Origin of the sequence: Bacillus sp. FSL K6-0972 (genome assembly GCF_037976035.1) — a bacterium.
GTDB classification, from domain to species: domain Bacteria; phylum Bacillota; class Bacilli; order Bacillales; family Bacillaceae; genus Bacillus; species Bacillus haynesii.
Genome location: NZ_CP150260.1, coordinates 2,927,297 through 2,953,127 on the forward strand (window position 1 = coordinate 2,927,297; position 25,831 = coordinate 2,953,127).

At 48.1% G+C, this 25,831-nt stretch carries 21 protein-coding genes, 1 other RNA gene and 1 other annotated feature; of the genes, 3 read left to right on the forward strand and 19 right to left on the reverse strand.

The features are described 5' to 3' along the window. Nucleotides 1-7 precede the first annotated feature (7 nt). The 7 genes from MKX80_RS14835 to cymR all read right to left on the reverse strand — a co-directional run bounded on the left by MKX80_RS14835 (nucleotide 8) and on the right by cymR (nucleotide 6,761). Nucleotides 8-199 (reverse strand): hypothetical protein, encoded by a 192-nt coding sequence (locus MKX80_RS14835; RefSeq protein WP_003183928.1) that lies wholly within the window; start codon nucleotides 197-199, stop codon nucleotides 8-10. Between the two features lie 15 nt (nucleotides 200-214). Next, entirely contained in the window at nucleotides 215-679 is a 465-nt protein-coding gene (locus MKX80_RS14840) for a PRC-barrel domain-containing protein (RefSeq protein WP_154995772.1), read from the reverse strand. Between the two features lie 88 nt (nucleotides 680-767). Further along, on the reverse strand, nucleotides 768-3,164 hold the full coding sequence (locus MKX80_RS14845; protein ID WP_268343302.1) for an ATP-dependent RecD-like DNA helicase: 2,397 nt from the start codon (nucleotides 3,162-3,164) through the stop codon (nucleotides 768-770). Nucleotides 3,165-3,214: 50 nt separating this feature from the next. After that, nucleotides 3,215-3,865 (reverse strand): tetratricopeptide repeat protein, encoded by a 651-nt coding sequence (locus MKX80_RS14850; RefSeq protein ID WP_154995774.1) that lies wholly within the window; start codon nucleotides 3,863-3,865, stop codon nucleotides 3,215-3,217. A gap of 95 nt (nucleotides 3,866-3,960) precedes the next feature. Beyond that, nucleotides 3,961-5,079 (reverse strand): tRNA 2-thiouridine(34) synthase MnmA, encoded by a 1,119-nt coding sequence (gene mnmA / locus MKX80_RS14855; RefSeq protein WP_154995776.1) that lies wholly within the window; start codon nucleotides 5,077-5,079, stop codon nucleotides 3,961-3,963. Nucleotides 5,080-5,184: 105 nt separating this feature from the next. Next, nucleotides 5,185-6,324 carry a cysteine desulfurase family protein gene (locus MKX80_RS14860; protein ID WP_182070294.1) on the reverse strand — a complete coding sequence of 380 codons (1,140 nt, stop codon included), beginning with the start codon at nucleotides 6,322-6,324 and terminating at the stop codon, nucleotides 5,185-5,187. 20 nt (nucleotides 6,325-6,344) lie between these two features. After that, complete coding sequence (cymR, locus tag MKX80_RS14865; RefSeq protein WP_023855382.1) at nucleotides 6,345-6,761, reverse strand: cysteine metabolism transcriptional regulator CymR; 417 nt, start codon at nucleotides 6,759-6,761, stop codon at nucleotides 6,345-6,347. A 533-nt stretch (nucleotides 6,762-7,294) separates the two neighbouring features. On the opposite strand from cymR, the gene MKX80_RS14870 reads away from it, so the two are divergent. Then, nucleotides 7,295-8,560 (forward strand): replication-associated recombination protein A, encoded by a 1,266-nt coding sequence (locus MKX80_RS14870; protein ID WP_268332930.1) that lies wholly within the window; start codon nucleotides 7,295-7,297, stop codon nucleotides 8,558-8,560. A gap of 285 nt (nucleotides 8,561-8,845) precedes the next feature. On the opposite strand, the gene MKX80_RS14875 is transcribed toward MKX80_RS14870, so the two are convergent. The 5 genes from MKX80_RS14875 to MKX80_RS14895 form a co-directional block, all read right to left on the reverse strand. Next, entirely contained in the window at nucleotides 8,846-9,610 is a 765-nt protein-coding gene (locus tag MKX80_RS14875; RefSeq protein ID WP_154995783.1) for a tRNA threonylcarbamoyladenosine dehydratase, read from the reverse strand. A 153-nt stretch (nucleotides 9,611-9,763) separates the two neighbouring features. Further along, nucleotides 9,764-9,958, reverse strand: a non-coding RNA gene (gene ssrS, locus MKX80_RS14880) — 6S RNA. 68 nt (nucleotides 9,959-10,026) lie between these two features. Further along, entirely contained in the window at nucleotides 10,027-11,805 is a 1,779-nt protein-coding gene (gene aspS / locus MKX80_RS14885) for an aspartate--tRNA ligase (protein ID WP_268294084.1), read from the reverse strand. Between the two features lie 14 nt (nucleotides 11,806-11,819). Continuing rightward, the gene (hisS, locus tag MKX80_RS14890; protein ID WP_154995787.1) at nucleotides 11,820-13,094 is read right to left on the reverse strand and encodes a histidine--tRNA ligase; all 1,275 of its coding nucleotides are present in this window, start codon (nucleotides 13,092-13,094) and stop codon (nucleotides 11,820-11,822) included. Between the two features lie 80 nt (nucleotides 13,095-13,174). After that, nucleotides 13,175-13,414, reverse strand: a binding site (T-box leader). A 54-nt stretch (nucleotides 13,415-13,468) separates the two neighbouring features. Further along, the gene (locus MKX80_RS14895) at nucleotides 13,469-13,633 is read right to left on the reverse strand and encodes a YrzK family protein (RefSeq protein ID WP_094777454.1); all 165 of its coding nucleotides are present in this window, start codon (nucleotides 13,631-13,633) and stop codon (nucleotides 13,469-13,471) included. Nucleotides 13,634-13,775: 142 nt separating this feature from the next. On the opposite strand from MKX80_RS14895, the gene MKX80_RS14900 reads away from it, so the two are divergent. After that, nucleotides 13,776-15,347 (forward strand): SH3 domain-containing protein, encoded by a 1,572-nt coding sequence (locus MKX80_RS14900; RefSeq protein ID WP_268342677.1) that lies wholly within the window; start codon nucleotides 13,776-13,778, stop codon nucleotides 15,345-15,347. Between the two features lie 30 nt (nucleotides 15,348-15,377). Here the strand turns inward: MKX80_RS14900 and dtd are convergent, their stop codons facing one another. From dtd to MKX80_RS14935, 7 genes are all read right to left on the reverse strand, one after another. Further along, entirely contained in the window at nucleotides 15,378-15,821 is a 444-nt protein-coding gene (dtd, locus tag MKX80_RS14905) for a D-aminoacyl-tRNA deacylase (protein ID WP_268314052.1), read from the reverse strand. Nucleotides 15,822-15,834: 13 nt separating this feature from the next. Next, nucleotides 15,835-18,036 (reverse strand): bifunctional (p)ppGpp synthetase/guanosine-3',5'-bis(diphosphate) 3'-pyrophosphohydrolase, encoded by a 2,202-nt coding sequence (locus MKX80_RS14910; RefSeq protein WP_154995793.1) that lies wholly within the window; start codon nucleotides 18,034-18,036, stop codon nucleotides 15,835-15,837. Nucleotides 18,037-18,205: 169 nt separating this feature from the next. After that, entirely contained in the window at nucleotides 18,206-18,718 is a 513-nt protein-coding gene (locus tag MKX80_RS14915) for an adenine phosphoribosyltransferase (RefSeq protein ID WP_154995795.1), read from the reverse strand. Between the two features lie 17 nt (nucleotides 18,719-18,735). After that, nucleotides 18,736-21,084, reverse strand: a complete 2,349-nt coding sequence (recJ, locus tag MKX80_RS14920) for a single-stranded-DNA-specific exonuclease RecJ (RefSeq protein ID WP_268342676.1) — start codon at nucleotides 21,082-21,084, stop codon at nucleotides 18,736-18,738. Nucleotides 21,085-21,155: 71 nt separating this feature from the next. Then, nucleotides 21,156-21,449 (reverse strand): lipopolysaccharide assembly protein LapA domain-containing protein, encoded by a 294-nt coding sequence (locus MKX80_RS14925; RefSeq protein WP_154995799.1) that lies wholly within the window; start codon nucleotides 21,447-21,449, stop codon nucleotides 21,156-21,158. Between the two features lie 148 nt (nucleotides 21,450-21,597). Continuing rightward, nucleotides 21,598-23,823, reverse strand: coding sequence for a protein translocase subunit SecDF (gene secDF, locus MKX80_RS14930; protein WP_154995801.1), 2,226 nt, complete (start codon nucleotides 23,821-23,823; stop codon nucleotides 21,598-21,600). A 36-nt stretch (nucleotides 23,824-23,859) separates the two neighbouring features. Beyond that, nucleotides 23,860-24,156 carry a post-transcriptional regulator gene (locus MKX80_RS14935; protein ID WP_043925422.1) on the reverse strand — a complete coding sequence of 99 codons (297 nt, stop codon included), beginning with the start codon at nucleotides 24,154-24,156 and terminating at the stop codon, nucleotides 23,860-23,862. A gap of 117 nt (nucleotides 24,157-24,273) precedes the next feature. Between MKX80_RS14935 and spoVB the strand changes: the two genes are divergently transcribed. After that, complete coding sequence (spoVB, locus tag MKX80_RS14940; protein WP_154995803.1) at nucleotides 24,274-25,827, forward strand: stage V sporulation protein B; 1,554 nt, start codon at nucleotides 24,274-24,276, stop codon at nucleotides 25,825-25,827. The last annotated feature ends 4 nt before the right edge of the window (nucleotides 25,828-25,831 follow it).

Genomic DNA, 25,831 nt, shown 5'->3' on the forward strand with positions numbered 1-25,831 from the left:
CCTCCATTCAAAGGTTAATCGTTCGTTCGTCATCTGTAAACAGATCGTCCAGGCTGCTCAATGTTCCGTCCTCTTCGACTTGATGGGTCGAAATTTTTCCTTTTGAAAGGGTCAGCTCAATAAAGCATCCCCAGCAGTAATATTGATTTACACCGATTTTGCCGATGTTTTTGCTTTTGCAATTCGGGCAAACGAGCATTTGAACACACACCTCTTATTCGTTCAAGACGATTGTGCTTCTGCCTACTTCAAGCGGTTCCCCAGATGAGTGAATCTGCTTTTTGTCGCCTGACAAATCGGCAAAAAAACCGTCTGATAGTTCATATGCTACGATTATGCCCGTGTCAGAAGAAAAGTATACATCTTCCAGCATGCCCAGCGTATCTCCTGCTCCGTTTTTGACCATTTTTTGCTTCATCTGATCATAAGAAAGACTCTGCTTCGGAATTTGCATCGGCTTGAATTCGGTGAAATCAACGTATACGCCGTCACGTCCGATTTCGGTGACAGCGGGAAGCGGAAGAAGCGAACGGGGATTGTAAAAGCGCCGCTTCTCTTCCATAATCAATCCGAGACATGTCCCTTCGTGAGAAAAACAGATATCTGTTACCACTCCAAGCGGGAGGGAAGATTGTCTGTCGTAAACATTGAGTCCTTCCAGCTCATTGCATGTTCTCAAAGTGTGATCAACCACCTTTTTACGAACACTCTTATGATCTGCTGTTGCGACGCGACTCATACGATGAAATGGATTCCATGAAAAACACTTATTCTGCTTCCTTTTCCATAAAATCAAAAGGTGTAATGCCTTCCATCCCGATATTGGCGTCATAGACGCTGAAAGGCAGCTCTTTTTGAAGCGCCATGAGCTCTTCATCCTCTTCATGTGCCGCCTGCAGAAGCCTTCTTTTAAGCGATGTCTGCCTTTCTGATGATTCCTTATTTTTCACGCCCCATTCAAGGGCTTCTTCTTCACCGCACAGAATCAGGAATTTTTTGCTTCTTGTGATGGCCGTGTAAAGCAAGTTCCTTCTCAGCATCCGGTAATAGCTTTTGACGATCGGAAGGATGACGATCGGAAATTCGCTGCCTTGCGATTTGTGGATCGAACAGCAATAGGCGTGCGTAAATTGGTTGAAATCTTTTTTTGTAAACGTGATTTCATTCCCGTCGAAAGAGACGACGGCCATGTCTTCTTTTTCCGTATTTTCTTTTGCATAAAAAATCGAAACGATTTCACCCATATCACCGTTAAACACGTTGTGCTCCGGCTGGTTGACGAGCTGGAGCACTTTATCTCCGGTACGGTACACGACATCGCCGTACTTCATTTCCCTGCCTTTCGGCTTTGGCGGATTCAGGATGCCCTGCAAAAGCGCGTTTAACTCATTGATGCCTGCCGCTCCTCTATACATCGGAGCCAAAACCTGAATATCTCTGGCCGAATATCCTTTTTGCAGCGCGTTTTTAACGACTTTTTCGACGACTTCTTTAATCTGCTGCTGGCGGCAGCGAATGAAAGAACGGTCTTTTGTCGGCGCGGTCAAGTTTTCCGGAAGCTTTCCTTGTTTCATTTCATGCGCCAGTTCAACGATTGAAGAGCCTTCAGCCTGCCTGTAAATATCGGTTAGTCTGACAGAAGCAATCACATTCGATGCCAAAAGATCCCTCAGCACCTGTCCGGGACCGACAGACGGAAGCTGGTCTTCGTCTCCGACCATGATGACCTGTATCCGGTCGGGAATCGCCTTGAACAATTGGTTGGCGAGCCATATATCAAGCATGCTCGTTTCATCAATAATGAGCAGCCGCCCTTCAATCGGATTGTCTTCATCGTGCGTAAATCCTTCGGCTCCATTCCAGCCGAGAAGCCTGTGAATCGTAACGGCCGGCAGTCCGGTCGACTCGCTCATCCGCTTAGCGGCCCGGCCGGTCGGCGCTGCCAGTACAAACGGAAACGTTTCATCCTTTTTGTAATCAGCCGGATTCAAGCTTAAGCCGTGCAGCTCGCTGTACAACTCGACGATTCCCCTGATGACGGTCGTTTTCCCGGTTCCCGGTCCGCCTGTCAAAAGCAGCATCGGCGACATCAGCGCTTTTTGAATGGCTTCTTTTTGGCTTGGCGCGTACTGCACTTTCATCCGTTCTTCAAGCTCCCCTAAAGCGAGCAGGAATTCCGATTCGGGAAACTGGTCATCGTATTCGGTCTGTCCGGCGATTTTCTGCACCCTTTTCGCAAAGCTTTGTTCAGCGTAGTAAAGGGAAGGATAATAACACCTTTCATCTTCAATGAACAGCTCTTTTTGCTCCCCTAAGGAAATGATCGCGTCGGCCACATCCATCTCGGTTACTTTTTCATCACCTGAAGACTGGTTTAACAGTTTTAGCGTCTCGATGATGAGCTGTCTCGTTTCTATGTACGTATGCCCTTCTTGAAGGCATGTCGCTTCAACCGTGTATAAAATCGCCGCTTTGATCCGCTCTTCATGTTTGCCTGAGATCCCCATTCTGCCGCCCAGTTCGTCCGCCTTGATAAAGCCGATTCCTTCGACATCTTTGACAAGCTGGTACGGATTTTCGCGGATTTTATCGAGCGTTTCCGCTTCGTACGCCTGATAAATCTTCATGGATAGCTGGGGGCCGAAGCCGAATTCGCTCAAGGAGATCATAATCTGCTCAAGTCCCTGATGCTGCTGAAGGGCAGCGGCAAGCTTATCCGCCTTTTTTTTGGAGAGCTTCGGGACATCATACAAGACGGCGCCGTCGCTTAAAATTTTGTTGATTGCACCTTCCCCAAGCTTATTGACAATTTCCTCGGCCGTTTTCTTACCGATTCCTTCAAATAAATCGCTGGCCAAATATTGGATCACGCCTTCTTTCGTTGTCGGCACTTCCTTTTTAAAATGATCCGCTTGAAATTGCAGGCCAAATTTCGGATGGGAGGCGGTCTTTCCGTAAAAAGTGTAGATATCGTCTTCATGGATCAAAGGAAAGTAACCAGTGACAGAAACGGTTTTGTCCTCAAAAGACTCCGATGTTTCTTCCACTTTTACTTTCAGTACGGTATACAGGTTTGTTTCATTATGATAAATGACAGCCGTTACCGTTCCTTTTACAAATGAAGCTTCTTCCATTTCGATTTGGTCCGGGTTATGGCGCTGCATCACTGTTCTCCCCCCTCCATTCAAAATCCGTCATGACGGCCCTTGATCAATCAAGCTTCTTCCAAAAGCTGCTTGGCGCGAATGCTGAGCATATGGTCCGGCTGAATGTCCAGCGCCTTGTTCAGCATGTCAAGCGCTGTTTTCCGATCTTCCTTAAACGCATAGGCAACGCCTAAATTATAAAATGCATCTGCATGGGACGGGTCGCTCTCCGTTACATTTGAAAATTCCGTGATCGCTTCGTCCAGCATCCCTTCATTGGCAAGGCACATCGCGTATTGAAAACGGGCTTCGACATCCGCATCGTTCAGCTCAGCGGCTCTTTGTAAATACGGCATCGCGAGCTTCGGCTGCTCAAGCTTCACGAGCGTGGTCCCGAGCATATAATATAAGTCGCTGTTTTCCATGCCCGTCCGATGCGCTTTTTCGAACATGTCCTTCGCTTCTTGATACCGCTCTTTCATGACATAGACATTCCCCGCTCCATAATAAGCTGCTCCCGCTTTCTCATCCAAAGCAGCCGCCCGGTCGTAAAACTTAAGCGCCCTGTCCAATTCGCCGACTGCAGATAGCAGATTGGCAAAGTTGATATAAGGCACCGGATCTCCGCTGTTTTCATCAATTGCCTTTGTAAAGGCTTCTGCGGCTTTTTCAAAATCGCCTTTTTGCATTGCATCTATTCCAATTTGATTGTAATCCAAAAGCCCTCTCCCTTTCACGAACTATTTTAAAAAAGGCCGCCGACATTGCCGGCAGCCGTTCGAGAAGCTCCGGGGTGTAATCCAGAGCCCCGGTTTTATACATACCAAAGTTGTTGTCCGTCTTTAAACACATCATCAATCGTTCCGCCGCCAAGGCATTCTTCGCCTCTGTAAAAGACAACCGCTTGTCCCGGCGTAACGGCGCGGACCGGCTCTTTAAAGACAACTTCCGCTTCATCTGTCCCGGTCATTCTGACAGTGACTTCATGATCTGCTTGGCGATAACGGAACTTGGCCGTGCAGGTGAGCTCGTCTTCACCGCCGAAGACGCCCTCATGCACAAAGCTTACGTTTGTCGCCGTGATCTTATCGGAGAAAAGAAGCGGATTGTCAAATCCTTGGTCTACATACAAGATGTTTTTTTCAAGGTCTTTTCCGACGACGAACCAAGGCTCTCCGCTTCCGCCTATGCCGAGGCCGTGCCTTTGTCCGATTGTATAGTACATTAAACCGTCGTGGCGGCCTTTGATTTCGCCTTCCATCGTCCGCATATCTCCCGGCTGTGCTGGAAGGTACTGGCTGAGAAACGTTTTGAAGTTCCGTTCCCCGATAAAGCAGATGCCTGTGCTGTCTTTTTTGGCAGCTGTCGCTAGCCCCGCTTCTTTTGCGATGTCCCTGACGCGGCTTTTTTGAAGCTCGCCGATCGGAAACAGCACTTTGCTTAACTGCTCTTCTGTCAGCTGGTTTAGAAAATAGGTCTGATCTTTATTTTCGTCAAGCCCTCTGAGCATTTTAACACGCCCGTCCGTACGGTCGACCCGCGCATAGTGGCCGGTGGCCAAATAATCGGCTCCAAGCGACAAAGCATGCTCCAAAAAGGCTTTAAATTTAATTTCTTTGTTGCACATGACATCTGGATTCGGCGTTCTGCCCGCTTTATATTCATCAAGGAAATATTGAAAAACCTTTTCCCAATACTGCTTTTCAAAATTCACCGCATAATACGGAATCCCGATTTGATTACATACTTTTATGACATCTTCGTAATCTTCTGTCGCTGTGCAAAAACCGTTCTCATCTGTGTCATCCCAGTTTTTCATAAAAATTCCGATGACATCAAAGCCCTGCTCTTTCAAAAGCAAAGCCGCCACAGAGGAATCAACGCCTCCGGACATTCCGACGACCACCCGTGTATCTTCAGGCCGCTTCGCCATTTTCATCAACTCCAATAAATCAATTCAAAAACTTGTCCTTTCAGATCATATCATCATTTTCAAGCAGGATGCGAATCTTTAGCTCGGAGCATTGCTTCCCGAAATTTATGACAGGCGTTTAACAATTTTCGCAAGTTCTTTCGCGGCGCGCTCCACCTGCTCCTCTGTATTGCCAAAGCCGAAGCTGATCCGTATGGATGACGTCAGCCGATCGTCCTCCTCGCCAAACATGGCGGAGAGAACATGAGACGGAAGCACAGATCCGGCCGTGCACGCCGATCCGCTCGATACTGCAATTCCCGCCATATCGAGATTGACGAGCAGCGATTCAACAGATACTCCCGGAAAATACAGATTCAAAATATGCGGCAGGCTGTGCTCCCTGCTGCCGTTCACATCGAAGGAGACGCCTTCAGCTTCCAGCGTACGGGTGATGATGTCTTTAAACCGGCTGTAAAGCGCAGATTTTTCCTCTCTTTCCTGACCTGACAGCAAAACGGCTTCACCGAGCCCCGCGATTCCCGGTACATTTTCCGTACCCGCCCGGCGTTTGCGTTCCTGCTCTCCTCCGAAAAGAAGCTGGCTGAGCTTGACGTTTTCGTTGACGTATAAAAAGCCTGTCCCCTTCGGTCCGTTAAGTTTATGTCCGGAGACAGACATCATATCGATACAGCTTTTTTGCACATCAATCGGCAAAAAGCCGAAGGCTTGAACCGCATCTGTATGAAACAGCGCCCGATGGTCCTTTAGCAGATCCCCGATCTCATCTATCGGCTGAATCGTTCCCACTTCATTGTTTCCATACATCACCGTCACCAGGATGGTTTCGTCCCGCAACGCGTCTTTCACCTGCTCAGCAGAGATTCTTCCGCTTTCATCGACATCAAGATATGTGACGTCAAAGCCCATTTCTTCAAGCCTGTTGCACGTATGCAGAACGGCGTGGTGCTCGATCTTTGTCGTGATGATGTGGCGGCCCTGCTTCTCTCTCGCCAGCGCGCTTCCGAGAATCGCCATATTGTCGGCTTCGGTTCCCCCGCTCGTAAAAACGATTTCATTGGGATGCGCTCCGATTTCCCGAGCGATCAGCTCCCTCGTGCCGTCAAGCCATTTTCGGCTCTCCCTTCCAAAGGAATGAATGCTCGAAGGGTTTCCGAAGTTTTCCGTTAAGTAAGGCAGCATTTTTTCCACTACCCGGGGGTCAGTCGGAGAAGTCGCTGCATGGTCTAAGTAAATCCGTTCCATCCTACCATTACACCTCGATCTTAAATGTAAAACATATACGCTTCTTGCTCGCCCTCTGTATAGCTGGCCAAGTCTTCAAGCGTCGTGGAGTCCAGCACTTCCTTGACAGCATCGCGAATCTTGATCCACAGTTCGCGCTTTGCCGGCTCCTCATTTTCAAGCACTTCCACCGGGCTGATCGGCCCTTCCAGGACGCGAATGATATCGCCCGCCGTAATCGCCTCAGGCTCGTCACCCAGAATGTAGCCGCCGTAGGCGCCGCGGATGCTTTTCACAAGCCCGGCGTTCCGCAAAGGTGAAACAAGCTGTTCCAAATAATGTTCCGATAAATCGTTTGTCTGAGCAATACTTTTCAAAGAAGTCGGGCCTTCCCCATGCTTTTTAGCAAGCTCAATCATAATCGTCAGCCCGTATCTGCCTTTAGTTGATATTTTCAAAATAAACACCTCTAACCTATAATAAATCAAGCCTTCAGGACGAAGGTTCTCGGCGTTTTTCGCAGGACGCGAAAGTTCTTAGCCGAGTCTCCTTTACACCAGGACGAATGTACTCATCGTTTTTCACAAGATGTGGAAGTTCTTAGCCAGCCAAGTCTCCTTCACACCAGGACGAAGGTTCTCGGCATTCCTCGCAGGACGCGAAAGCCTTTAGCCGAGTCTCACTCCGGACGAGGACACTTCGCGCTCCTCACAGGCGCAAAAGCGCCCGGTACATCCTAATTAGGCATAAGCCGATCTCCAAGTGAAACACCGGTGCAAGCCGGGTGTCGGTTTCAAGCATCTGTTATATATTAAAAACTCGGTTGGGACAAGCTTCCAGCCTTGCCCGTCTGATAGATTACAGGTTATTATAGCACACTTTATATAAACTTTCATTTTCGGCCTTATATTCAGCTTGCCATATTCATTTCTTTTCTAATCGTCTTTTTTCCGTTACTCTATAAAAAGAATACATTCGGGAGAGATCAATCATGAAACCACTCGCATTTCGAATGCGCCCTACAAAAATCGAAGAGGTTCTCGGCCAGGATCATCTGGTCGGAGAAGGAAAGATCATTCATCGGATGGTGCAGGCCAAACACCTCTCATCGATGATTCTGTACGGCCCCCCGGGCATCGGCAAAACATCGATCGCCACGGCGATTGCCGGCAGCACGAGCATCGCTTTCCGAAAGCTGAACGCTGTCATCAATAATAAAAAGGACATGGAAGCCGTTGCTGCCGAAGCAAAAATGTCAGGACAGGTCATCTTAATCCTTGATGAGGTGCACCGGCTTGACAAAGGCAAGCAGGACTTTCTCCTTCCGTATTTGGAAAATGGCATGATTATCATGATCGGGGCGACGACAGCCAACCCGTACCATGCGATCAATCCGGCGATCAGAAGCAGAACGCAGATTTTCGAGCTGCATCCATTAGACCCTGAACAAATCAAGACGGCTATTAAACGGGCGCTTGAGGATGAACACAGAGGCCTCGGTTCGTATGACGTTGCCGTCGATGATGAAGCGCTTGACCATTTAGCCCGCGGCTGCGGCGGAGATGTCCGCTCCGCTTTGAATGCGCTCGAGCTTGCCGTATTGTCCACAAAGGAAAACAGCGGGGGAACCATCCGCATTACATTGGAAATCGCAGAAGAATGCCTGCAGAAAAAAAGCTTTGTCCACGACAAAGATGGAGACGCACATTATGATGTCATTTCCGCCTTCCAAAAATCGATCAGAGGCTCTGATGTCAATGCTGCACTTCATTACCTGGCAAGGCTCATTGAAGCGGGGGATTTGGAAAGCCTTGCCCGAAGGCTGCTTGTTATCGCCTATGAAGATGTCGGCCTGGCGAGTCCGCAGGCTGGAGGAAGAACGCTTCAAGCCATTCAAACGGCGGAACGGATCGGATTTCCGGAGGCAAGGATTCCGCTGGCCAATGCCGTGATCGAGCTTTGCCTGTCTCCTAAATCGAACTCGGCGATCCTTGCGGTTGACGAAGCGCTGTCAGACGTCCGTGCCGGAAAGATCGGCGATGTGCCGAACCATTTAAAAGACGCTCATTATAAAGGAGCTGCAGAGCTTGGCAGAGGGGTGGAATACAAATATCCGCACAATTACGAGAACGGCTGGGTCAAACAGCAGTACCTGCCTGATCCGCTGAAAAACAAAGTTTACTATCAGCCGAAGCAGACGGGAAAATTTGAGCTCGCGCTGAAACAAGTATATGACAAGCTGATGAAACAAAAATAACAAACAGCCTGTTCCCTTTCATATGGGAGACAGGCTGTTTTTCCTTAAGAAAAAACGACAGCAGAAGTCTGTCGTTTCAGCGTGTCGACAAACCCTCGCATTCGTTGTCAGGCCTGCGCGTCGGTGCTCACGAATTCCAACATTCGCTCCGCTCCGATGCTCGGCCTTCCTAGACTGCAAGGGTTTTCAATCACGCTGAAGGGATGACAAAATCCCAAAACAAAAAGCCGTTTTGGGATTTTGTCAACAATCTGAAACGACAGCAGAAGTGCTGTCGTTTTTGTATTACTTATCTTTCACCCTTTTGATCGGAATATCTTTCAAAAGCTCCATGATCACATGGCCGCCCATGATCAAGCCTGCGACTGACGGAACAAAAGCATTTGAAGACGGCGGCATCTGCGCTTTGCGGATTTTCGCCTCATCATTTCCGACGACTTGGCGTACGTCTTCGCGGATCACGATCGGGCTTTCGTCAGAAAAGACGACTTTAATGCCTTTCGTAATGCCTTCCTTGCGAAGCCTCGTCCGGATGACTTTTGCAATCGGATCGGTGTGGGTTTTTGAAATATCGGCCACTTGGAACCTTGTCGGATCAGTTTTATTGGCCGCTCCCATGCTTGAAATGATGTTGATGTCCCGCTTCAGGCACTCTTTCATTAAGTGAATTTTGTAATGAATCGTGTCTGACGCGTCGATCACATAATCCGGTTCATAAGCAAAAAACTGTTCATACGTCTCTTCGGTATAGAACATTTTTAAAGCGATAACATCGCACTCCGGGTTAATATCGGCGATTCTCGCTTTCATTAAGTCAACTTTCGGCTGACCGACCGTTGACAGCAAAGCAGGCAGCTGACGGTTGACATTCGTGATGTCAACATCGTCTTTATCGACCATCACGATTCTGCCGACACCTGAACGGGCGAGCGCTTCCGCGGCGAAAGAGCCGACCCCGCCGACGCCCAAAACGGCGACCGTGCTGTTTTTTAAAATATTTAAACCTTCTTTTCCAATCGCTAATTCATTGCGTGAAAACTGATGTAACAAGAATCTCACTCCATCTTTATAAACAGTTACCGATAGTATCTTATCATAATCGGGTGATTAAACAAGCGGTCTGTTTCATTTTCCCGTCATATTTTTTCGCTTCACTTCATAGATTATCCTATGTATGGCCGATAACGGCCCTTTCAAGCACAAAAAAGTCCCGATTGTGCCGTTGTCGTATTCCTTCGTTTTGATCCCGCTCTCGGCAGGTGGGTGTTCTGTTCCAAACTTTGCAAGTCCTCCAGCACACGAGTGATAAGAGGCATTTGCTCCATTTGGAAACATCGAACTCCCAAGTAAAAAAATGTTCGGTCAAAACTAGGTGTACAACAAACACATCAGGACTTTATTTGTTAAAAATGATATCATACGTCCCTTTGATTTTCAATGGGATGTACAGCCGTATATTTTACAATTTACTGTCGAATTTTGCGTTTAATTTCAAGGTGCAGCTCATCAAGCTGAGCATTGTCGACCTCGCTTGGCGCTTCGGTCATCAGGCAGCTTGCGCTGGCCGTTTTCGGGAATGCGATCGTATCCCTCAAGTTCGTACGGCCGCTGAGCAGCATCACGAGCCTGTCAAGACCGAGCGCAATTCCGCCGTGCGGAGGAGCCCCGTATTCAAAAGCCTCGAGCAGGAACCCGAATTGCTCCTTCGCTTCTTCTTCTGAAAAGCCGAGAAGGCCAAACATTTTCTCCTGAACGTCTTTTTCAAAAATACGGATCGATCCGCCGCCAAGTTCATAGCCGTTTAGGACAAGGTCGTAAGCCTGCGCCTTCATATCCTGCGGGTTCGTCTCAATCAGCTTGAGATCCTCCCTGACAGGCATTGTGAATGGGTGGTGCGCGGCATAGTAGCGGCCTTCCTCAGCATCGTACTCGAGAAGAGGCCAGTCGACAACCCATAAGAAGTTAAACAAGCTTTCATCGATCAGGTTCAGTTCTTTACCAAGCTTTAAACGAAGCGCACCCAGCGCGTCATTGGCAACTTCAAGCTTGTCGGCCACAAAGAGAAGCAGATCCCCAACTGCGGCGTCAAGCGCCTGAACAAGCGCCTCCTGTTTTTCTCCGGCAAAAAACTTCGCAATCGGTCCTTTAAGTCCGTCCGCTTCCGTTTTCAGCCAAGCCAGCCCTTTTGCTCCATAGTTTGCAGCAAACTCTCCGAGCGCATCGATATCTTTGCGAGAGTAGTTTGCAGCGGCTCCTTTGACATTGATCGCTTTGACCGCTCCGCCGCTCGCCACAGCCGAAGCGAACACTTTAAAGTCCGAATCCTTCACTGCTTCTGACACATCCGTCAAAAGCATACCGAAGCGCGTATCTGGTTTGTCAGAGCCGTATCGGTTCATGGCATCCTCATACGACATTCTAGGAAGCGGCAGCGAGATTTCAATGCCGTGCGTTTCACGCATCACGTGCGCCATCATTTCTTCCGAGAGCATCATGATGTCTTCCTGGCTCATAAATGACATTTCGATATCGATTTGCGTAAACTCAGGCTGACGGTCTGCGCGCAAGTCCTCATCCCTGAAGCAGCGGGCGATTTGATAATAGCGGTCAAAACCTGACACCATCAAGAGCTGTTTAAAGATTTGCGGAGACTGCGGAAGCGCATAAAATTCCCCTTCATGCACACGGCTCGGTACAAGATAGTCGCGCGCGCCTTCAGGCGTGCTTTTTGTTAAAACAGGCGTTTCAATATCGAGAAAGCCGTTGTCATCCAAAAAGCGGCGGACAGCTTTTGTGACGTTATGACGCATTTTCAGGGAGTTGAACATCTCCGGACGGCGCAAGTCGAGATAGCGGTGCTTCAATCTGATGTCTTCAGACACTTCTGCAGCCTGGTCGCTGATCGCAAAAGGAGGCGTTTTGGCCGCACTCAGCACCTCGACCGATTCCGCCTGAATTTCGATTCTTCCGGTTTTTAAATTCGGATTGACTGTTGCTTCTTCGCGGGCAACGACTTTGCCTGTAATATCAAGCACATATTCGCTTCGGATGCTTTCAGCTGTTTCCAGGGCTGCTTTGGAAACGTCCGGATTAAACACAACCTGCACAATGCCGGTACGGTCTCTCAAATCAATAAAAATCAAGCCTCCGAGATCGCGTCTTTTTTGAACCCATCCTTTTAAAACGACGGATTCTCCGATCACCTTCTCCGTTATTTCGCCACAATAATACGTTCGTCCAAACAAAGCGGTCCTCTCCTTTAACTTTCAGTGTTTGTTTTCAAAAAACGGATGAATTCATCGAGGCCGATGGCCTGTTGATCTCCTGTTTTCGCATCTTTGACATTCATTTGATTTTGGTTCAGTTCATCCTCGCCCAAAACAGCGATATATTTCGCATTGAGACGGTCAGCGGATTTAAACTGGCCTTTCATTTTTTTCTGTTCATAGTCGATTTCGGCGGAAATTCCTGCTTCTCTCAGTTTATAGAGGAGGGAAACGGAATAGTCTTTTGCTTTGTCGCCAAGTGTCACGATATAGCAGTCAATGCCTTCATCCGTTCCGACTTTTACATTTTCGGCGTCCAGTGCGGCGAGAAGGCGTTCGATGCTCATCGCAAAACCGATGCCCGGCGCTTTCGGTCCGCCGAACTCCTCGGTAAGGCCGTCATAGCGCCCCCCGCCTGCAAGCGTCGTAATCGCCCCGAAGCCTTCGGCATTGCTCATAATTTCAAAAGCCGTGTGATTGTAATAGTCAAGCCCTCTCACCAGATTCGGATCGACCTCAAATGCAATGCCGATGTCGGTCAGATATTGCTGTACTTTTCCAAAATAGGCTTTAGATTCTTCATTTAAGTAGTCAAGAATCGAAGGAGCCGTTTTCAGCAGTTCATGATCCCTGTCTTTTTTGCAGTCCAGAATCCGTAGCGGATTTTGCCGGAGGCGTGTTTGACAGTCTGAACAAAACTCGTCGATCCGCGGCTCAAAGTGGCGGATCAGCGCTTCTCTGTGAGCGGTTCGGCTCTCTTTGTCGCCGAGGCTGTTAATGACAAGCTTCAGATTGCTGAGCCCCGCTTTCCGGTATACGCTCATCGCCAAGGCAATGACTTCCGCATCAATCGCCGGATCGTTCGAACCGATCGCTTCGATGCCGAATTGATAAAATTGGCGGTAGCGGCCCGTCTGCGGCCTTTCATAGCGGAACATCGGTCCGATGTAGTAAAGCTTCGTCGGCTGAACCGGATTTGCAAAAAGTTTGTTTTCCACAAAAGAGCGTACTGCAGATGCAGTGCCTTCAGGACGAAGCGTCAGGCTTCTTCCTTTTTTGTCTGCGAATGTATACATTTCTTTTTGCACGATATCGGTCGATTCTCCCACCCCGCGGGAAAATAGTTCTGTATGTTCAAAAATAGGCGTCCGGATTTCTTTATATTGATACGCATGACACGTTTCTCTCGCAATCTTTTCGACATATTGCCAGCGTTCCGATTCTCCGGGGAGAATATCTTGTGTTCCCCTTGGAATATTAAATCCCATTTTAAAATCCTCCTCATGACTTAAATGCTTTTTTCATTTATAGAAATAAAAAAAACCCCCGAGCCTACTATAAAACCAATAGTAGGGACGAGAGTTATACCCGTGGTGCCACCCTAGTTGGAACGATAAACCCGTTCCCGCTCATGCCTTTAACGCAGGTTCACGTCCGCCGCCTAATTGCTCGCATGTTCTGCCGGGCTTTCAGCGGGAAACCTTCGGAGTGTTCATTCGGTCAAGATACCGTGCAGACCGCTTTCAGCCCAGGGCGGTTCCTCTCTTTTCACGTACTCTTGCCTACTATTCTCCATCTTCAGTTCAGCTCATATGTACACTAATTTATATTATAATACGAGTGTTATGTTTGCATGTCAACCCTATTTGCGGTTCTTTTTATTCTGAATTGATTCTTTGGACGTCAGCCCAAGCTCAGTGGCCGTTTCTTCCATGAAGCCGGCGTGCTCCGGATCCGCATGCTCCTTTAGATGCAGATTCGCATCTTGCTCATGGATCGCCCTGCCCATTCTTTGATTATACCTCATGCAGCAACATCCTTTTGATATCTTTTTTCTATAGTATAAACAAATCATTTTCATTTTATTAAAAAAACGGCAAGGAATATACGATATAGAAGAAGAAGTAGTGTTCCAAGTTTTTTACCGAAAGGAGGAGATGGGTATCAATATGAAAAAAAGAACGGTATTGATCCTATCGATGATGCTGGCAGCGCAAGCAGCCTTTTATACATCGTCAAACACAGCTTCTGCAGCCATCGGGGAAGCCGTGATTGCCACCGATGAAATCAATGTCAGGAGCGGTCCTGGACTGAGCCACGAAATCGTCAGCGTCGTCAGCCGGAATGAAAGCTATCCGATTCTCGAAGAACGCGGGGATTGGGTCCAAATCCAGCTGAACGGCGGACAAAAAGGCTGGGTCGTATCCTGGCTGATCAAGAAAAAAAGCCAAATGTCCAGCGGGTCTGATTCCGCATCGGAAAAAGTCACATCTTCCGAAGCAAACTTAAGAATCAGAAAAGGCCCCGGCACTTCATATGAAGTCCAAGGCGTATTCCCTGAAGGAGAACAGGCTGACCTGCTAAAGACCGACGGAAAATGGATGAAGATTTCCTATCAGAACATCACAGGCTGGGTCCATTCAGACTATGTCAATCAGGGTTCAGGCCCGAAACAGTCTCAATCGTCTTCATCGCATGCTTCATCAACAAAATCAGGATCGGTCGGCGTATCCACCTTAAATGTCAGGAGCACAGCTTCCCATCAAGGACGGATTATTGCCACGCTCCAACGGAATGCAAGCGTGACGATTTTAAACGAACAGCACGGCTGGTATGAAATCGAATTTAATGGACAAAAGGGCTGGGCCGCAAGCCATTATATTCTCGAAGGAACCAAACAGAAAAGCGGAACTTCGGAAACAAGCAGCGGCTCCGGGTCAAAACAGCAGGCCACCATCGTGTATGAAGGCACAAATGTTAGAAGCGGGCCTTCAACATCCTCAGCGATCGTCAAGCGCGCGGGGAAAGGCGAGTCTTACCCGATCGTCTCAGCAAAAGGCGACTGGTATGAAATCAAACTGTCAAACGGCAATTCCGCTTATGTGGCAAGCTGGGTCGTTCAGACCGCTGACCAGTCAGGCTCAGCCGGAGATTCGAAAAGCGCAGCACCGCCTTTGGCAAAGCGGTCGAGCGCGAGCGGGACAATCAAAAATAAAACGGTTGTCATCGATGCCGGACACGGAGGACATGACAGCGGGACAATCGGAACGCGGGGGACGCTCGAAAAACGGCTGACCATCAAAACGGCAACGCTACTTGCCGCGAAACTGAGAGCCGATGGCGTCAACGTCTATATGACGCGGAATGACGATTCTTTCGTCAGCCTTCAGTCGCGGGTCGCGACCTCTCATTACCGAAACGCCGACGCTTTTATCAGCATTCATTATGATAGTTTTCCAAACGCGTCCGTAAGGGGAAATACCGCCTATTACTACAGCCCTTCAAAAGACCGGAAGCTCGCAGCAGACGTGCAGTCCGAGATCGAAAAGCACTCGCCTCTGCCAAGCCGCGGCGTATTATTCGGGGACTACTTCGTATTAAGAGAAAATAAACAGCCCGCCGCATTGTTTGAACTCGGCTACTTGAGCCATCCTCAAGAAGAAGCGGTTGTCAGCACGAACGCTTACAGAGAAAGAGTGACAGACGGCATCAGAAGCGGCTTAGAAAACTATTTTGACTAATATAAAAAAGCTCCCAAATGGGAGCTTTTTTTATGCTTTCGAATCCATAATAAACGTGACGGGACCCGAATTTGTCAGCCTGACATCCATCATTTCTCCAAATCTTCCCGTTTCGACAGTGACACCTTTTGCGCGAAGCATGCTGTTCCACTCCTCGTACAGTTGAAGCGCCTGATCGGGCTTTGCCGCTTTTGTAAAATTCGGCCGTCTTCCTTTTTTCGTGTCGCCGTACAAGGTAAACTGAGAAACCGATAAAACGGAGCCTCCGACATCTAAAAGCGACAGATTCATCTTTTCGCCTTCATCTTCAAAAATTCGCAGATTGACAAGCTTTTTCGCCAAATATGCGGCATCCTCGCTCGAATCTTCATGCGTCACGCCGACAAGCACCATCAAGCCGAGGCCGATTTGACCGACAGTCTCGCCTCCTACCGAAACGCTTGCATCTGTGACGCGCTGAACAACTAATCTCATGACGCTTTTCCTCCTAATTCATCACCCTGCGCACGGAGTAAATATCTTTGATTTGCTTGATCCGTTCAACTACTTTATGCAAATGATTAATATTTTGAATGAAGATGGCCATATGGATCGTCGCCACTTTATTACGGTCAGATTTACCTGAAACAGATGAAATATTTGTTTTTGTCTCATTAACGGCCTGAAGAACTTCATTTAGAAGTCCGCGGCGGTCATAGCCGAGAATTTCGATTTCGACGTTATATTCTTTTCTCCGCTGCGTCTGCGGTTCATGCTCCCATTCTACTTGAATCAGCCGGTCGAGCGCTTCATTTGTTAAAACGTTCGGGCAGTCCTCACGATGGACGGAGACGCCCCGGCCTTTTGTAATGAATCCGACGATCGGATCTCCCGGAACAGGGTTGCAGCATTTTGACAGCCTGATCAGAAGGTTGTCAACGCCTTTTACGCGAACGCCCGCTTCGCGTTTCTTCCCTTGGTAAGGTTTCGGTTCAGGCGTTACGTCCTGAACGCTTTTCACCTGTTCTTCCTGATCTCTGATCTTCCGTTCTTTTTCCGTAAGGCGATTTGCAACTTGAGCGGCTGTAATGCCGTTATAGCCGACTGCGGCATACATGTCTTCTTCATTGGCAAAGTTGAATTTGTCGGCGACCTTCTGCAGATTTTCTGCTGTTAAGACGTCTTTCACTTCAAAGTCAAGGTTTTTAATTTCTTTTTCAACCAGTTCTTTGCCTTTTTCGACGTTTTCCTCTCTGCGCTGCTTTTTAAAGAACTGACGGATTTTATGCTTCGCCTGAGATGTCTGCGCAAGGTTGATCCAGTCCTGGCTCGGACCGTACGAATGCTTGGATGTCAGAATTTCTACGATATCCCCTGTACGCAGCTTGTAATCAAGCGTGACCATTTTGCCGTTTACTTTCGCCCCGATCGTTTTATTGCCTATTTCTGAATGGATCCGGTACGAAAAGTCGATCGGCACGGAGCCTGACGGCAATTCGATGACGTCTCCTTTCGGCGTAAAAACGAACACCATGTCGGAAAACAAATCGATTTTAAGAGATTCCATAAATTCTTCGGCATCGCTCGACTCATTTTGAAATTCCAAAATTTCACGGAACCAGGAGAGCTTTTTGTCAAAGCTTGAATCTTCATTGGCATTTTTGCCTTCTTTGTAAGCCCAGTGGGCCGCGATTCCGTACTCCGCAATTTCGTGCATTTCAAACGTCCTGATCTGGACTTCCAGCGGATCCCCCTTTGGACCGATGACGGTGGTGTGGAGCGACTGGTACATGTTCGGCTTCGGCATTGCGATATAGTCTTTAAATCTGCCCGGCATCGGCTTCCAGCACGTATGAATGATGCCTAAAACCGCATAGCAGTCCTTGATGCTGTTGACGAGGATCCGGACTGCGAGCAAGTCGTAAATTTCGTTGAATTGCTTGTTTTGCATGGCCATTTTTCTGTAGATGCTGTAAATATGCTTCGGCCGGCCGGAAAAGTCCGCTTTAATATTGACCTCTTCGACGCGGCTTTTCACTTCGTTTACGACCTCGTCGACGTACAATTCCCTTTCGGCCCGCTTTTTCTTCATCAAATTGACGATCCGGTAATATTGCTGCGGATTTAAATACCGTAAAGCGGTATCCTCAAGCTCCCACTTTATTTTTGAAATCCCAAGGCGATGAGCCAGCGGAGCAAATATTTCAAGCGTCTCATTTGAAATTCTGCGCTGCTTTTCCTGCGGCAGATGCTTCAGGGTTCTCATGTTGTGAAGGCGATCCGCCAGCTTGATCAAAATGACGCGGATGTCCTGAGCCATAGCCACAAACATTTTCCGATGATTTTCTGCCTGCTGTTCTTCCTGTGATTTATATTTAATTTTCCCAAGCTTCGTGACGCCGTCGACAAGCATCGCAACTTCTTCGTTGAATGCTTCCTTTAAATCTTCAAGCGTTACACTCGTATCTTCCACCACATCATGGAGAAATCCTCCCGCTATTGTGGCGGGGTCCATTTCCAAATCGACGAGGATTCCTGCGACCTGGATCGGATGAATAATATACGGCTCGCCCGATTTGCGGTATTGTTCGCGATGTGCGTCTTCCGCGTACTGATAAGCCTTTTTTATAAAAGCAACATGTTCATCGGAAAGGTAACTTTTCGCCTTCTCAATGACTTGCTCAGCAGTTAATACTTGTTCGTTCGCCATGGAATCACCTTTTTTATAATTGAAAACTGTATTGTAATTATTATCAAGAAAAATGTCACAGATGTAAAGAGAAGAAATTCAAAAGGACTTTTGCCGGCCCCGGAATACTATATGAATAGGAAAAAAAGCACCCGCTTTTTATGAGTGCTTTTTATAGTATAAATTCTGTTTAGTATTGCATCAAGGTTAAAATATCATATCCGTCCAGTTTATTTCTTCCTTCAAGATATGTCAGTTCGATCAGGAAAGCGATTCCCGCCACGACGCCGCCGAGCTCTTCAACAAGCTTAATCGTTGCTTCAATCGTCCCGCCGGTTGCAAGCAGGTCGTCAGTGATCAAGACGCGCTGCCCCGGTTTAATGGCATCTTTATGGATGGTCAGGACATCTTTTCCATATTCCAATCCGTAGTCGACTTTGATGACTTCGCGCGGCAGTTTGCCTTCTTTGCGGACAGGCGCAAACCCTACCCCAAGCGAATATGCGACAGGGCAGCCGATGATAAATCCTCTCGCTTCAGGTCCCACGACGAGATCGATCTGTTTTTCTTTCGCATACGTTACAATTTGATCTGTCGCGTAGCGATAGACGTCGCCTTTGTCCATTAATGTTGTAATATCTTTAAATTGTACGCCTTCCTTCGGGTAATCCGGCACAATTGTCACATACTTCTTCAAATCCATCTGTCTTCATGTCCTCCTCATACTTTATAAGCGCCGGCGTTTTCCGCCATCCGCTTATCCAGCCACTGTTTAAGCTCATCCGCCGAAGAATAAATGAGCTTTTGCTCCAATTCAATCAGGCGCTGTTTTTCCCGGTAGGTTTCAGAATCTGTTAGATCGCGCTTTTCGGCATGATAAACAACAGATAAAACACCATTCTCTATTGTAACAAAACCGAGCTCAAAAAACACCTTTGTCATAAAATCAATTGTGTCTTTTGTCCAGCCTTTATGTCTGGCAAGCTCTCCGCCATATTTCGGCAAGTCAAAAGAGCCTCTTTTCAGGAGGAAAGCATAGTACCATTTAAAATATTCCCTTGTTGGAAATGTTGAGAAAAAATGTTCGTCTGATTGATTAAAAATCAGATAAATGCGCTCCAGTTTTTTGCCTTTTATTAGATGATCAAAAATGTCGAGCGACTGGGGAATATCTATAAATACCGCATAGCGGTTCTCAAGGTCGAGACGCTCTGCATCTTCAGGGCCGCTGATGACGGTCAGCTCTTCTTCAAGACCTGTCCCTGCCAGCTTCGCTTTTGTTTCCTCGCGGAAGCAGATGCACGCCCGTTTTGCAGGGTCCAGCTGCAATATTTTTTCTTCCCATGACCGTTTTCCCCGCAGATCAAACAGCTGCCATTCATTGACGGCCGCATCTTTGATCATCAGCTGCGGTTTTTTTCTGTTGTTCCACTCGTTAATCGACAGTTCCCCGACAATCGAGATCTTTGCTCCAGGAACGATTCCTTCTTCGATAGCGCCTTTATAAAATCCGATGCAATCGAGCTTGTTCTCGCCGTCTGCCAGGACAAGCTTCAAGTGATTCTTGTTGGCGCCGATTTTCCTGGCATCGTCAATTTTAACGTCGCTGACAAGAACGAACGGCTTCGGGTTTCCCGTGCCGAACGGCGCCAGCATATTCATTTCGGCAATGCTGTCAACCGTTATATCTTCGAGCCGGCAGCACAAATCGATGTCTTGGACAGGAATAAAATCTTCCTCGGTCAGAACCGCTTCAGCCTGAAGGTTGATTCTCTCCCTTAGAGCCGAAACATCTTCCAGATTGAGCGTCATTCCGGCTGCCATCGGGTGGCCGCCGAAGTGCGGGAGTATATCCCGGCACTCTGAAAGGTTTTGAAATAAATCAAATCCCTTGATGCTGCGCGCAGATCCTTTGGCGATGCCTTTTTCTTCATCGATGCCGAGGACGATCGCGGGCCTGTAAAACCGCTCGACAAGCTTTGAAGCCACGATTCCAACGACGCCCGGGTTCCAGCCCGGCCGCGCCGCGACGATCACCGGCTGGTCAAGGCCTTCCTCCTCGATCATCTGAACGGCTTCCTCTGTCATCTGATTGACGATTTTTTGGCGCTCCTTGTTCAAGGCGTTGATGTCTTCAGCAAGCTCTTCCGCTTCTGTTTCATCTTCTGTGTTCAGAAGGTAAACGGCCGGGTCAGCCTGTTCAATTCTGCCGACCGCGTTTAAGCGGGGCGCGATTTGAAAACCGATGGTCTCTTCATCCGCACTATGTATCTCCGCTCCGGCAATTTTGGTCAGCGCTTTTAATCCGGGGCGCTTCGTTTTCCTGAACTGTTCCATGCCGCGCTTGGCAATCTGCCTGTTTTCATCATGAAGCGGCACAAGGTCGGCAATCGTGCCGATCGCACAAAGGTCGAGCAAATCTTCCGGGAGCTCTCCGTTCAAGGCATGGGCAAGCTTAAATGCCACACCGACGCCGGCAAGCTCTTTAAATGGATAGCCGCAGCCCGGCTGTTTCGGATGAATGATCGCATAAGCATCCGGCAAAACAGGGCCCGGCTCATGGTGATCCGTAATGATCAGATCGACGCCAAGCTCTTTGGCGACTTCAGCTTCATGAACGGCAGCAATGCCTGTGTCTACTGTGATGATCAATGAATAGCCTGATTCTTTGATCCCGCGAAAGGCCGCTTCATTCGGGCCGTACCCTTCTTTAAAGCGGTCAGGTATATAAAAATCGGCTTGTGCTGAACATTTTTTCAACATTTGTAAAAGGACAGTCGTGCTTGTCACACCGTCCGCATCATAATCGCCGTAAATCATAATCTTTTCTTGATCTAAAATTGCCTGTTTGATTCGCCGTACAGCTTTTTCCATATCTTTCAGCAGATAAGGATCGTGAAAAACAGCATCCTTGCCATATAAAAATGAAGATGCTTTGTCGGCTGTATCGTAACCTCTCATGACAAGCAATGAGGCGGCAAGGGGAGTAATGCCTAACCTTCCGGCGAGCTGCTCCACCTTTTCTTTGTCGGGCGTTTGCACGTCCCAACGCATTTTTGACGCTAACATAAATTCACCCCTCAACCACACTATTATACTAGAGCGGCATGAGGGGATTCAATTTATTTCGTGCAATCTTTCTAGTCTTTCTGATTTTCGGGCGCTGCCGTTTCGGCTTCAAGTTCAGGATGCTTTGCTGTTTCTTCTCTCTTGAGCGCCTTCAGCTCTTTTTTCAGCCGCATGATCTGGAAAGCGCCGGCCGAGCCGATGATAAGCGCCCCCATCAATACCGACACCAAAATGACCAGGATCAAGGGCCATTCTGCCGTTCCAAAAAGAAAGTCAACCTTCACCGGTTCAACATTAATGACCGCGAAAACAGCAACAATTAATGTAAAAATAAGTGCAGCAATTAACGTCCATTGTTTGTTCATGAAATATTCTCTCCATTCGCGTCGTTTTCTAGCGTTATTTTCCCGCTCTGCTCCAATTTTAAACAAAAAGAAGATCGATAGAAAGCCGCCAAAACAACTTTTTTTCAAACCAAAAAAAGACCGCCCGGCAGTGCGGGCAGTCCACTATTTAATCTTCTGCAGGCTTGTGCTTTGGCTTTTTCAGTTCGCGCCCTTTCCAGACAAGCCATAGTTGAGCTGCGATGTAGAGCGATGAATACACTCCGCTCAAAAGTCCGACCAACAGCGCAACAGAGAAGTTCGAGATTGATGCAGCTCCGAAGATTAGAAGCGCAATGACGACAATAACGACAGTCAGCACCGTATTAATCGAACGCGTGAACGTCTGCTGCAAGCTCAAATTCACAATATGCGACAAGTCGCTGAAGGTTTTCGGTTTGCGCTTTTTCATATGCTCCCTGATCCTGTCAAACGTTACGATTGTATCATTTATCGAATAGCCGATGATCGTCAGCACGGCAGCAATGAAAGTAATATCAACCTCAAGCCTTGTCAGGCTGAAGACGGCAATGATGAAAAACGCGTCATACAGCAATGAAGCAATAGCCGCAATCGCCATCTTGTATTCAAAGCGGATCGAGACATACAAAATGATCCCGATCGACGCGATGATCACCGCATAAAGCGCATTTCTCGCCAGCTCCTTGCCGACGGTCGGCGATACGGTGCTGACATTTGGTTCGCTTCCGTATTTGTCTTTAAAATAATCTTTCACTTCAGCTATCTTTTTCTGATTCGGCACACCGACAAACCTGGCGACGCCATGATCATTTTTTTCGCCTGAAAGAACGATCGAGTCAGGATCAAGCCCGACTTGTTCAAAGTCCTTTTCGAGCTGCTGGGTTGTCAGCTTATGATCGCTTTGAACTTCGATTCTCGATCCGCTTGAGAAGTCGATGCCGAGGTTCAGCTTAAACACAAGCAAGACGATAAGACCAGCGGCCAGAAGAACGCCCGAAAATGCAAAGAACCATTTACGCTTCCCGACGAAATCCCATTTGGCAAACGGAGTCGGAGGCTCAGTGTTTTCGTCTGTCTTGCTGATGTCCAAGATATCTTTTTTGCGCACCCCAAACCAGCCTTTTTTCCGGTCAAGCCAGCGGCTTTCAACCAGCAGGCCGAGCAGGAAGCGCGACAGGAAGACAGCTGTAATAAAGCTTGTCAAAATGGATAGGATCAGCATGGTCGCGAAGCCTTTGACAGAGCTTGTACCAAATATAAAAAGCACGATTCCGGCAAGCATCGTCGTAATATTGGCATCAAAGATCGTTGCAAATGATCTTCTGTTTCCTGCTTTAAAAGCCGAACGGACCGATTTTCCGAGCTTCAGCTCTTCTTTTATGCGTTCATACGTAATGATGTTGGCGTCAACCGCCATCCCGACACCCAGTATAAGAGCCGCGATCCCCGGAAGGGTCAGAACTGCATTCATCCAGTCAAATATCTGCAGTGTAATGTAGATGTAGACTGAAAGTGTAATGACCGCAATAAAACCAGGCAAGCGATAGTATAGAAGCATAAATAAGAAAATAATAGCAATACCAACGATTCCCGCAAACACGGTATCATTTAAAGCCTGTTCCCCAAACTGTGCCCCGACGGATGTCGAATACTTTTCAACGAGTTTGACAGGAAGAGCGCCCGCATTTAAAATGCTCGCCATATCTTTTGCTTCCTGAATCGTAAAGTTACCTTCAATCATCACGTCTGACGTATTCAGCACCTGGCTGACATTCGGAGCGGAGATGTATTTATGATCCGCTTTTTGCGATTCCTTTTTAAAGGAGTCGCCTTTTTTGTAATCAAGCCAGATGACAAGCTGGTTGTTCGGCTTCATATCGAGAACTTTCTTCGTCACTTCGCCGAATTTATCGGCATCCTTCAGCTTGATCGTCACGATCGGCTCATTCGTATCCTGTTTGAACGACTGTTTGGCGCCGTTTTCGACAAGATCTGAACCGTTCAAAAGCTCTTTGTCATTCGTATCCCTGAACGTAAGCTGAGCCTGTGTCGATAAGATTTCCCGCGCCCTGTTCTGGTTGTCGACGCCGGCAAGCTGAACTCTGATCCGGTTGTTTCCTTCGATTTGAATGTTCGGCTCGCTGACGCCTAATACATTCGCCCGGCGGTTCAGCGCTTCAACAGTGCTGACGAGGGCGTCCCTGTCAATTTTGTCGCCCTGTTTGGCAGGCTGGACTTCATACAGAACCTCAAAACCGCCCTGAAGATCAAGGCCGAGGCTGATGTTGTCTGCAGCCGGCTTCGTGAACATTCCCAGTCCTGTACCGATCAAGAGAACGGTAAGGAAAAACGCAATCAAGCGTCCTTTTTTCATTATGTATTTCCTCCTTAAATCAACCAAAATCAACGGCTACCTCAGCAGCTCATCGAGCATATCCTGCCCTTCTTTGCTGTCGAGTAAATTAGACGTTTTAAACGATTCTACGGTTGCATAGTTCATAAATTCGCCAATTTTCACAGATAAAATATCACCGGCGAGCTGATGAATTTGAACATCCTTCCGCTTCTTCCATTTCTTATTCAATAAGTATGACCACAATTCCTCTATTTCAATATCGTCATAACCGAGTATCCTAAACTCTTCCGTCTTGCTGTGAAGAAAGGGTTTTAAATGGTCCTTGTACAGATCAGCCGGATGTTTGCCCATGCCAAAGCCACGCTCCTTTCACATTTTTTCAGAGAGACTTGTCATGCTTGGACGATGTATGCGCATATCTTATTGTATATGATTAAAGGTTGTTTGAGAAGGCAGGGGACTCTAGAAATGACGAAGCAGACGTTTTTAAAAGGAACGCTCATTTTAATAGCGGCAGGTTTGATTACGAGAATGCTCGGCTTTATCAACCGGATTGTCATCGCAAGGTTCATCGGAGGTGAAGGCGTTGGGCTTTACATGATGGCGGCCCCGACTTTTTTTCTGGCGGTCACCCTCACCCAGTTCGGCCTCCCGGTCGCCATCAGCAAGCTGGTCGCGGAAGCGGAAGCGCGCGGAGACCACAGGAAGACAAAGCAGATTTTAGTGATGTCTCTTGCGATCACCGGGACGCTCAGCGCCATCATTACTCCGGTGTTTCTCATTTACGCCCCGCTGATGGCCGACACGCTGCTCACAGACAAAAGAACGCTTTATCCGCTTTTGGCGGTTACGCCGGTCGTGCCGATCATTGCCGTTTCCAGCGTGCTGAGGGGCTATTTTCAAGGAAAGCAAAACATGCGGCCGCTTGCCGTGTCCCAGGTTCTCGAACAAATTGTCCGGATATCGCTCGTCGCCGTCTGCACGACAGCATTCCTTCCGCTCGGCATCGAATATGCAGCAGCAGGCGCCATGCTGTCATCCGTGTTTGGCGAGTTGGCTTCACTCCTTTATTTGTTCGTCGCCTTTAAATACAAAAAGAAAATCCGCATCAGAAAACGTTTTTTCCAATCGTTGAAATCGGGGCGAACCACGTTTTTCGAGCTGATGAGCGTCTCGCTCCCAACGACGGGCAGCCGTTTTATCGGCAACCTGTCATGGTTTTTTGAGCCGATTGTCGTAGCACAAAGCCTTGCGATAGCAGGGGTCGCCGCTTCCGCCGCCACGAGCCAGTACGGGGAGTTGACCGGCTTTGCCCTGACGCTTCTCACCCTCCCGAGCTTTATCACATATTCGCTGTCTACCGCGCTTGTTCCCGCCATCAGTGAAGGAATCGAACAGAAAAAAATGCAGGTCGTGGAATACAGGCTTGAGCAGGCGATGCGGCTTTGCCTTTTAAGCGGCGGAATATCGGCAGTCATTTTGTTTTCGTATGCGGATGAGCTGGTCAGCGTGATGTACGGGTCGTCAAATGCCGCGATTTACGTTAAAATCATGGCCCCATTCTTTTTGTTTTACTATTTCCAAGGTCCGCTGCAGGCCGTCCTGCAGGCTTTAAACCTGGCCGGCGCGGCAATGATGAACAGCCTTGTCGGCGCCGTTGTGAAAACCGGTCTCATTTTTGTTCTCGCTTCACGGCCTTCCCTTGGCATTATGGGAGCTGCGCTGGCAATTTTGACGGGGATCATTCTTGTCACCTTGCTGCATGCTGCAACCGTCAGCAAAGTACTTCCCATCAGCATCAATCTAAAAGAATATTTCGTATCTTTCGGCGTCATTTTGATTTCGGGATGGGGCAGCCTGCTGATGAAAGAACACCTTTTTTTAGACCAGACCGAGCCGATGCGCCTGCTCTTGTGTATTACGGTTACAAGCTGTCTCTACGTCTTCCTTCTGATCGCATTCAAGCTGGTCAAAAAAGAAGAAATCCAGCGGTTTCCGCTGTTCGGCCGCTGGATTTCGTAGCTTT

Bases quoted from the DNA above. Each gene is read 5' to 3' on its own strand.
- MKX80_RS14915 (WP_154995795.1), bottom strand. From the start codon at position 18,718: ATGGATTTGAAGAAGTATGTGACAATTGTGCCGGATTACCCGAAGGAA.
- secDF (WP_154995801.1), bottom strand. From the start codon at position 23,823: ATGAAAAAAGGACGCTTGATTGCGTTTTTCCTTACCGTTCTCTTGATC.
- MKX80_RS14870 (WP_268332930.1), top strand. From the start codon at position 7,295: ATGAAACCACTCGCATTTCGAATGCGCCCTACAAAAATCGAAGAGGTT.
- recJ (WP_268342676.1), bottom strand. From the start codon at position 21,084: ATGTTAGCGTCAAAAATGCGTTGGGACGTGCAAACGCCCGACAAAGAA.
- MKX80_RS14835 (WP_003183928.1), bottom strand. From the start codon at position 199: ATGCTCGTTTGCCCGAATTGCAAAAGCAAAAACATCGGCAAAATCGGT.
- MKX80_RS14845 (WP_268343302.1), bottom strand. From the start codon at position 3,164: ATGCAGCGCCATAACCCGGACCAAATCGAAATGGAAGAAGCTTCATTT.
- MKX80_RS14860 (WP_182070294.1), bottom strand. From the start codon at position 6,324: ATGGAACGGATTTACTTAGACCATGCAGCGACTTCTCCGACTGACCCC.
- spoVB (WP_154995803.1), top strand. From the start codon at position 24,274: ATGACGAAGCAGACGTTTTTAAAAGGAACGCTCATTTTAATAGCGGCA.
- MKX80_RS14935 (WP_043925422.1), bottom strand. From the start codon at position 24,156: ATGGGCAAACATCCGGCTGATCTGTACAAGGACCATTTAAAACCCTTT.
- MKX80_RS14900 (WP_268342677.1), top strand. From the start codon at position 13,776: ATGAAAAAAAGAACGGTATTGATCCTATCGATGATGCTGGCAGCGCAA.
- MKX80_RS14925 (WP_154995799.1), bottom strand. From the start codon at position 21,449: ATGAACAAACAATGGACGTTAATTGCTGCACTTATTTTTACATTAATT.
- MKX80_RS14895 (WP_094777454.1), bottom strand. From the start codon at position 13,633: ATGAGGTATAATCAAAGAATGGGCAGGGCGATCCATGAGCAAGATGCG.
- MKX80_RS14910 (WP_154995793.1), bottom strand. From the start codon at position 18,036: ATGGCGAACGAACAAGTATTAACTGCTGAGCAAGTCATTGAGAAGGCG.
- hisS (WP_154995787.1), bottom strand. From the start codon at position 13,094: ATGGGATTTAATATTCCAAGGGGAACACAAGATATTCTCCCCGGAGAA.
- mnmA (WP_154995776.1), bottom strand. From the start codon at position 5,079: ATGGCGAAGCGGCCTGAAGATACACGGGTGGTCGTCGGAATGTCCGGA.
- dtd (WP_268314052.1), bottom strand. From the start codon at position 15,821: ATGAGATTAGTTGTTCAGCGCGTCACAGATGCAAGCGTTTCGGTAGGA.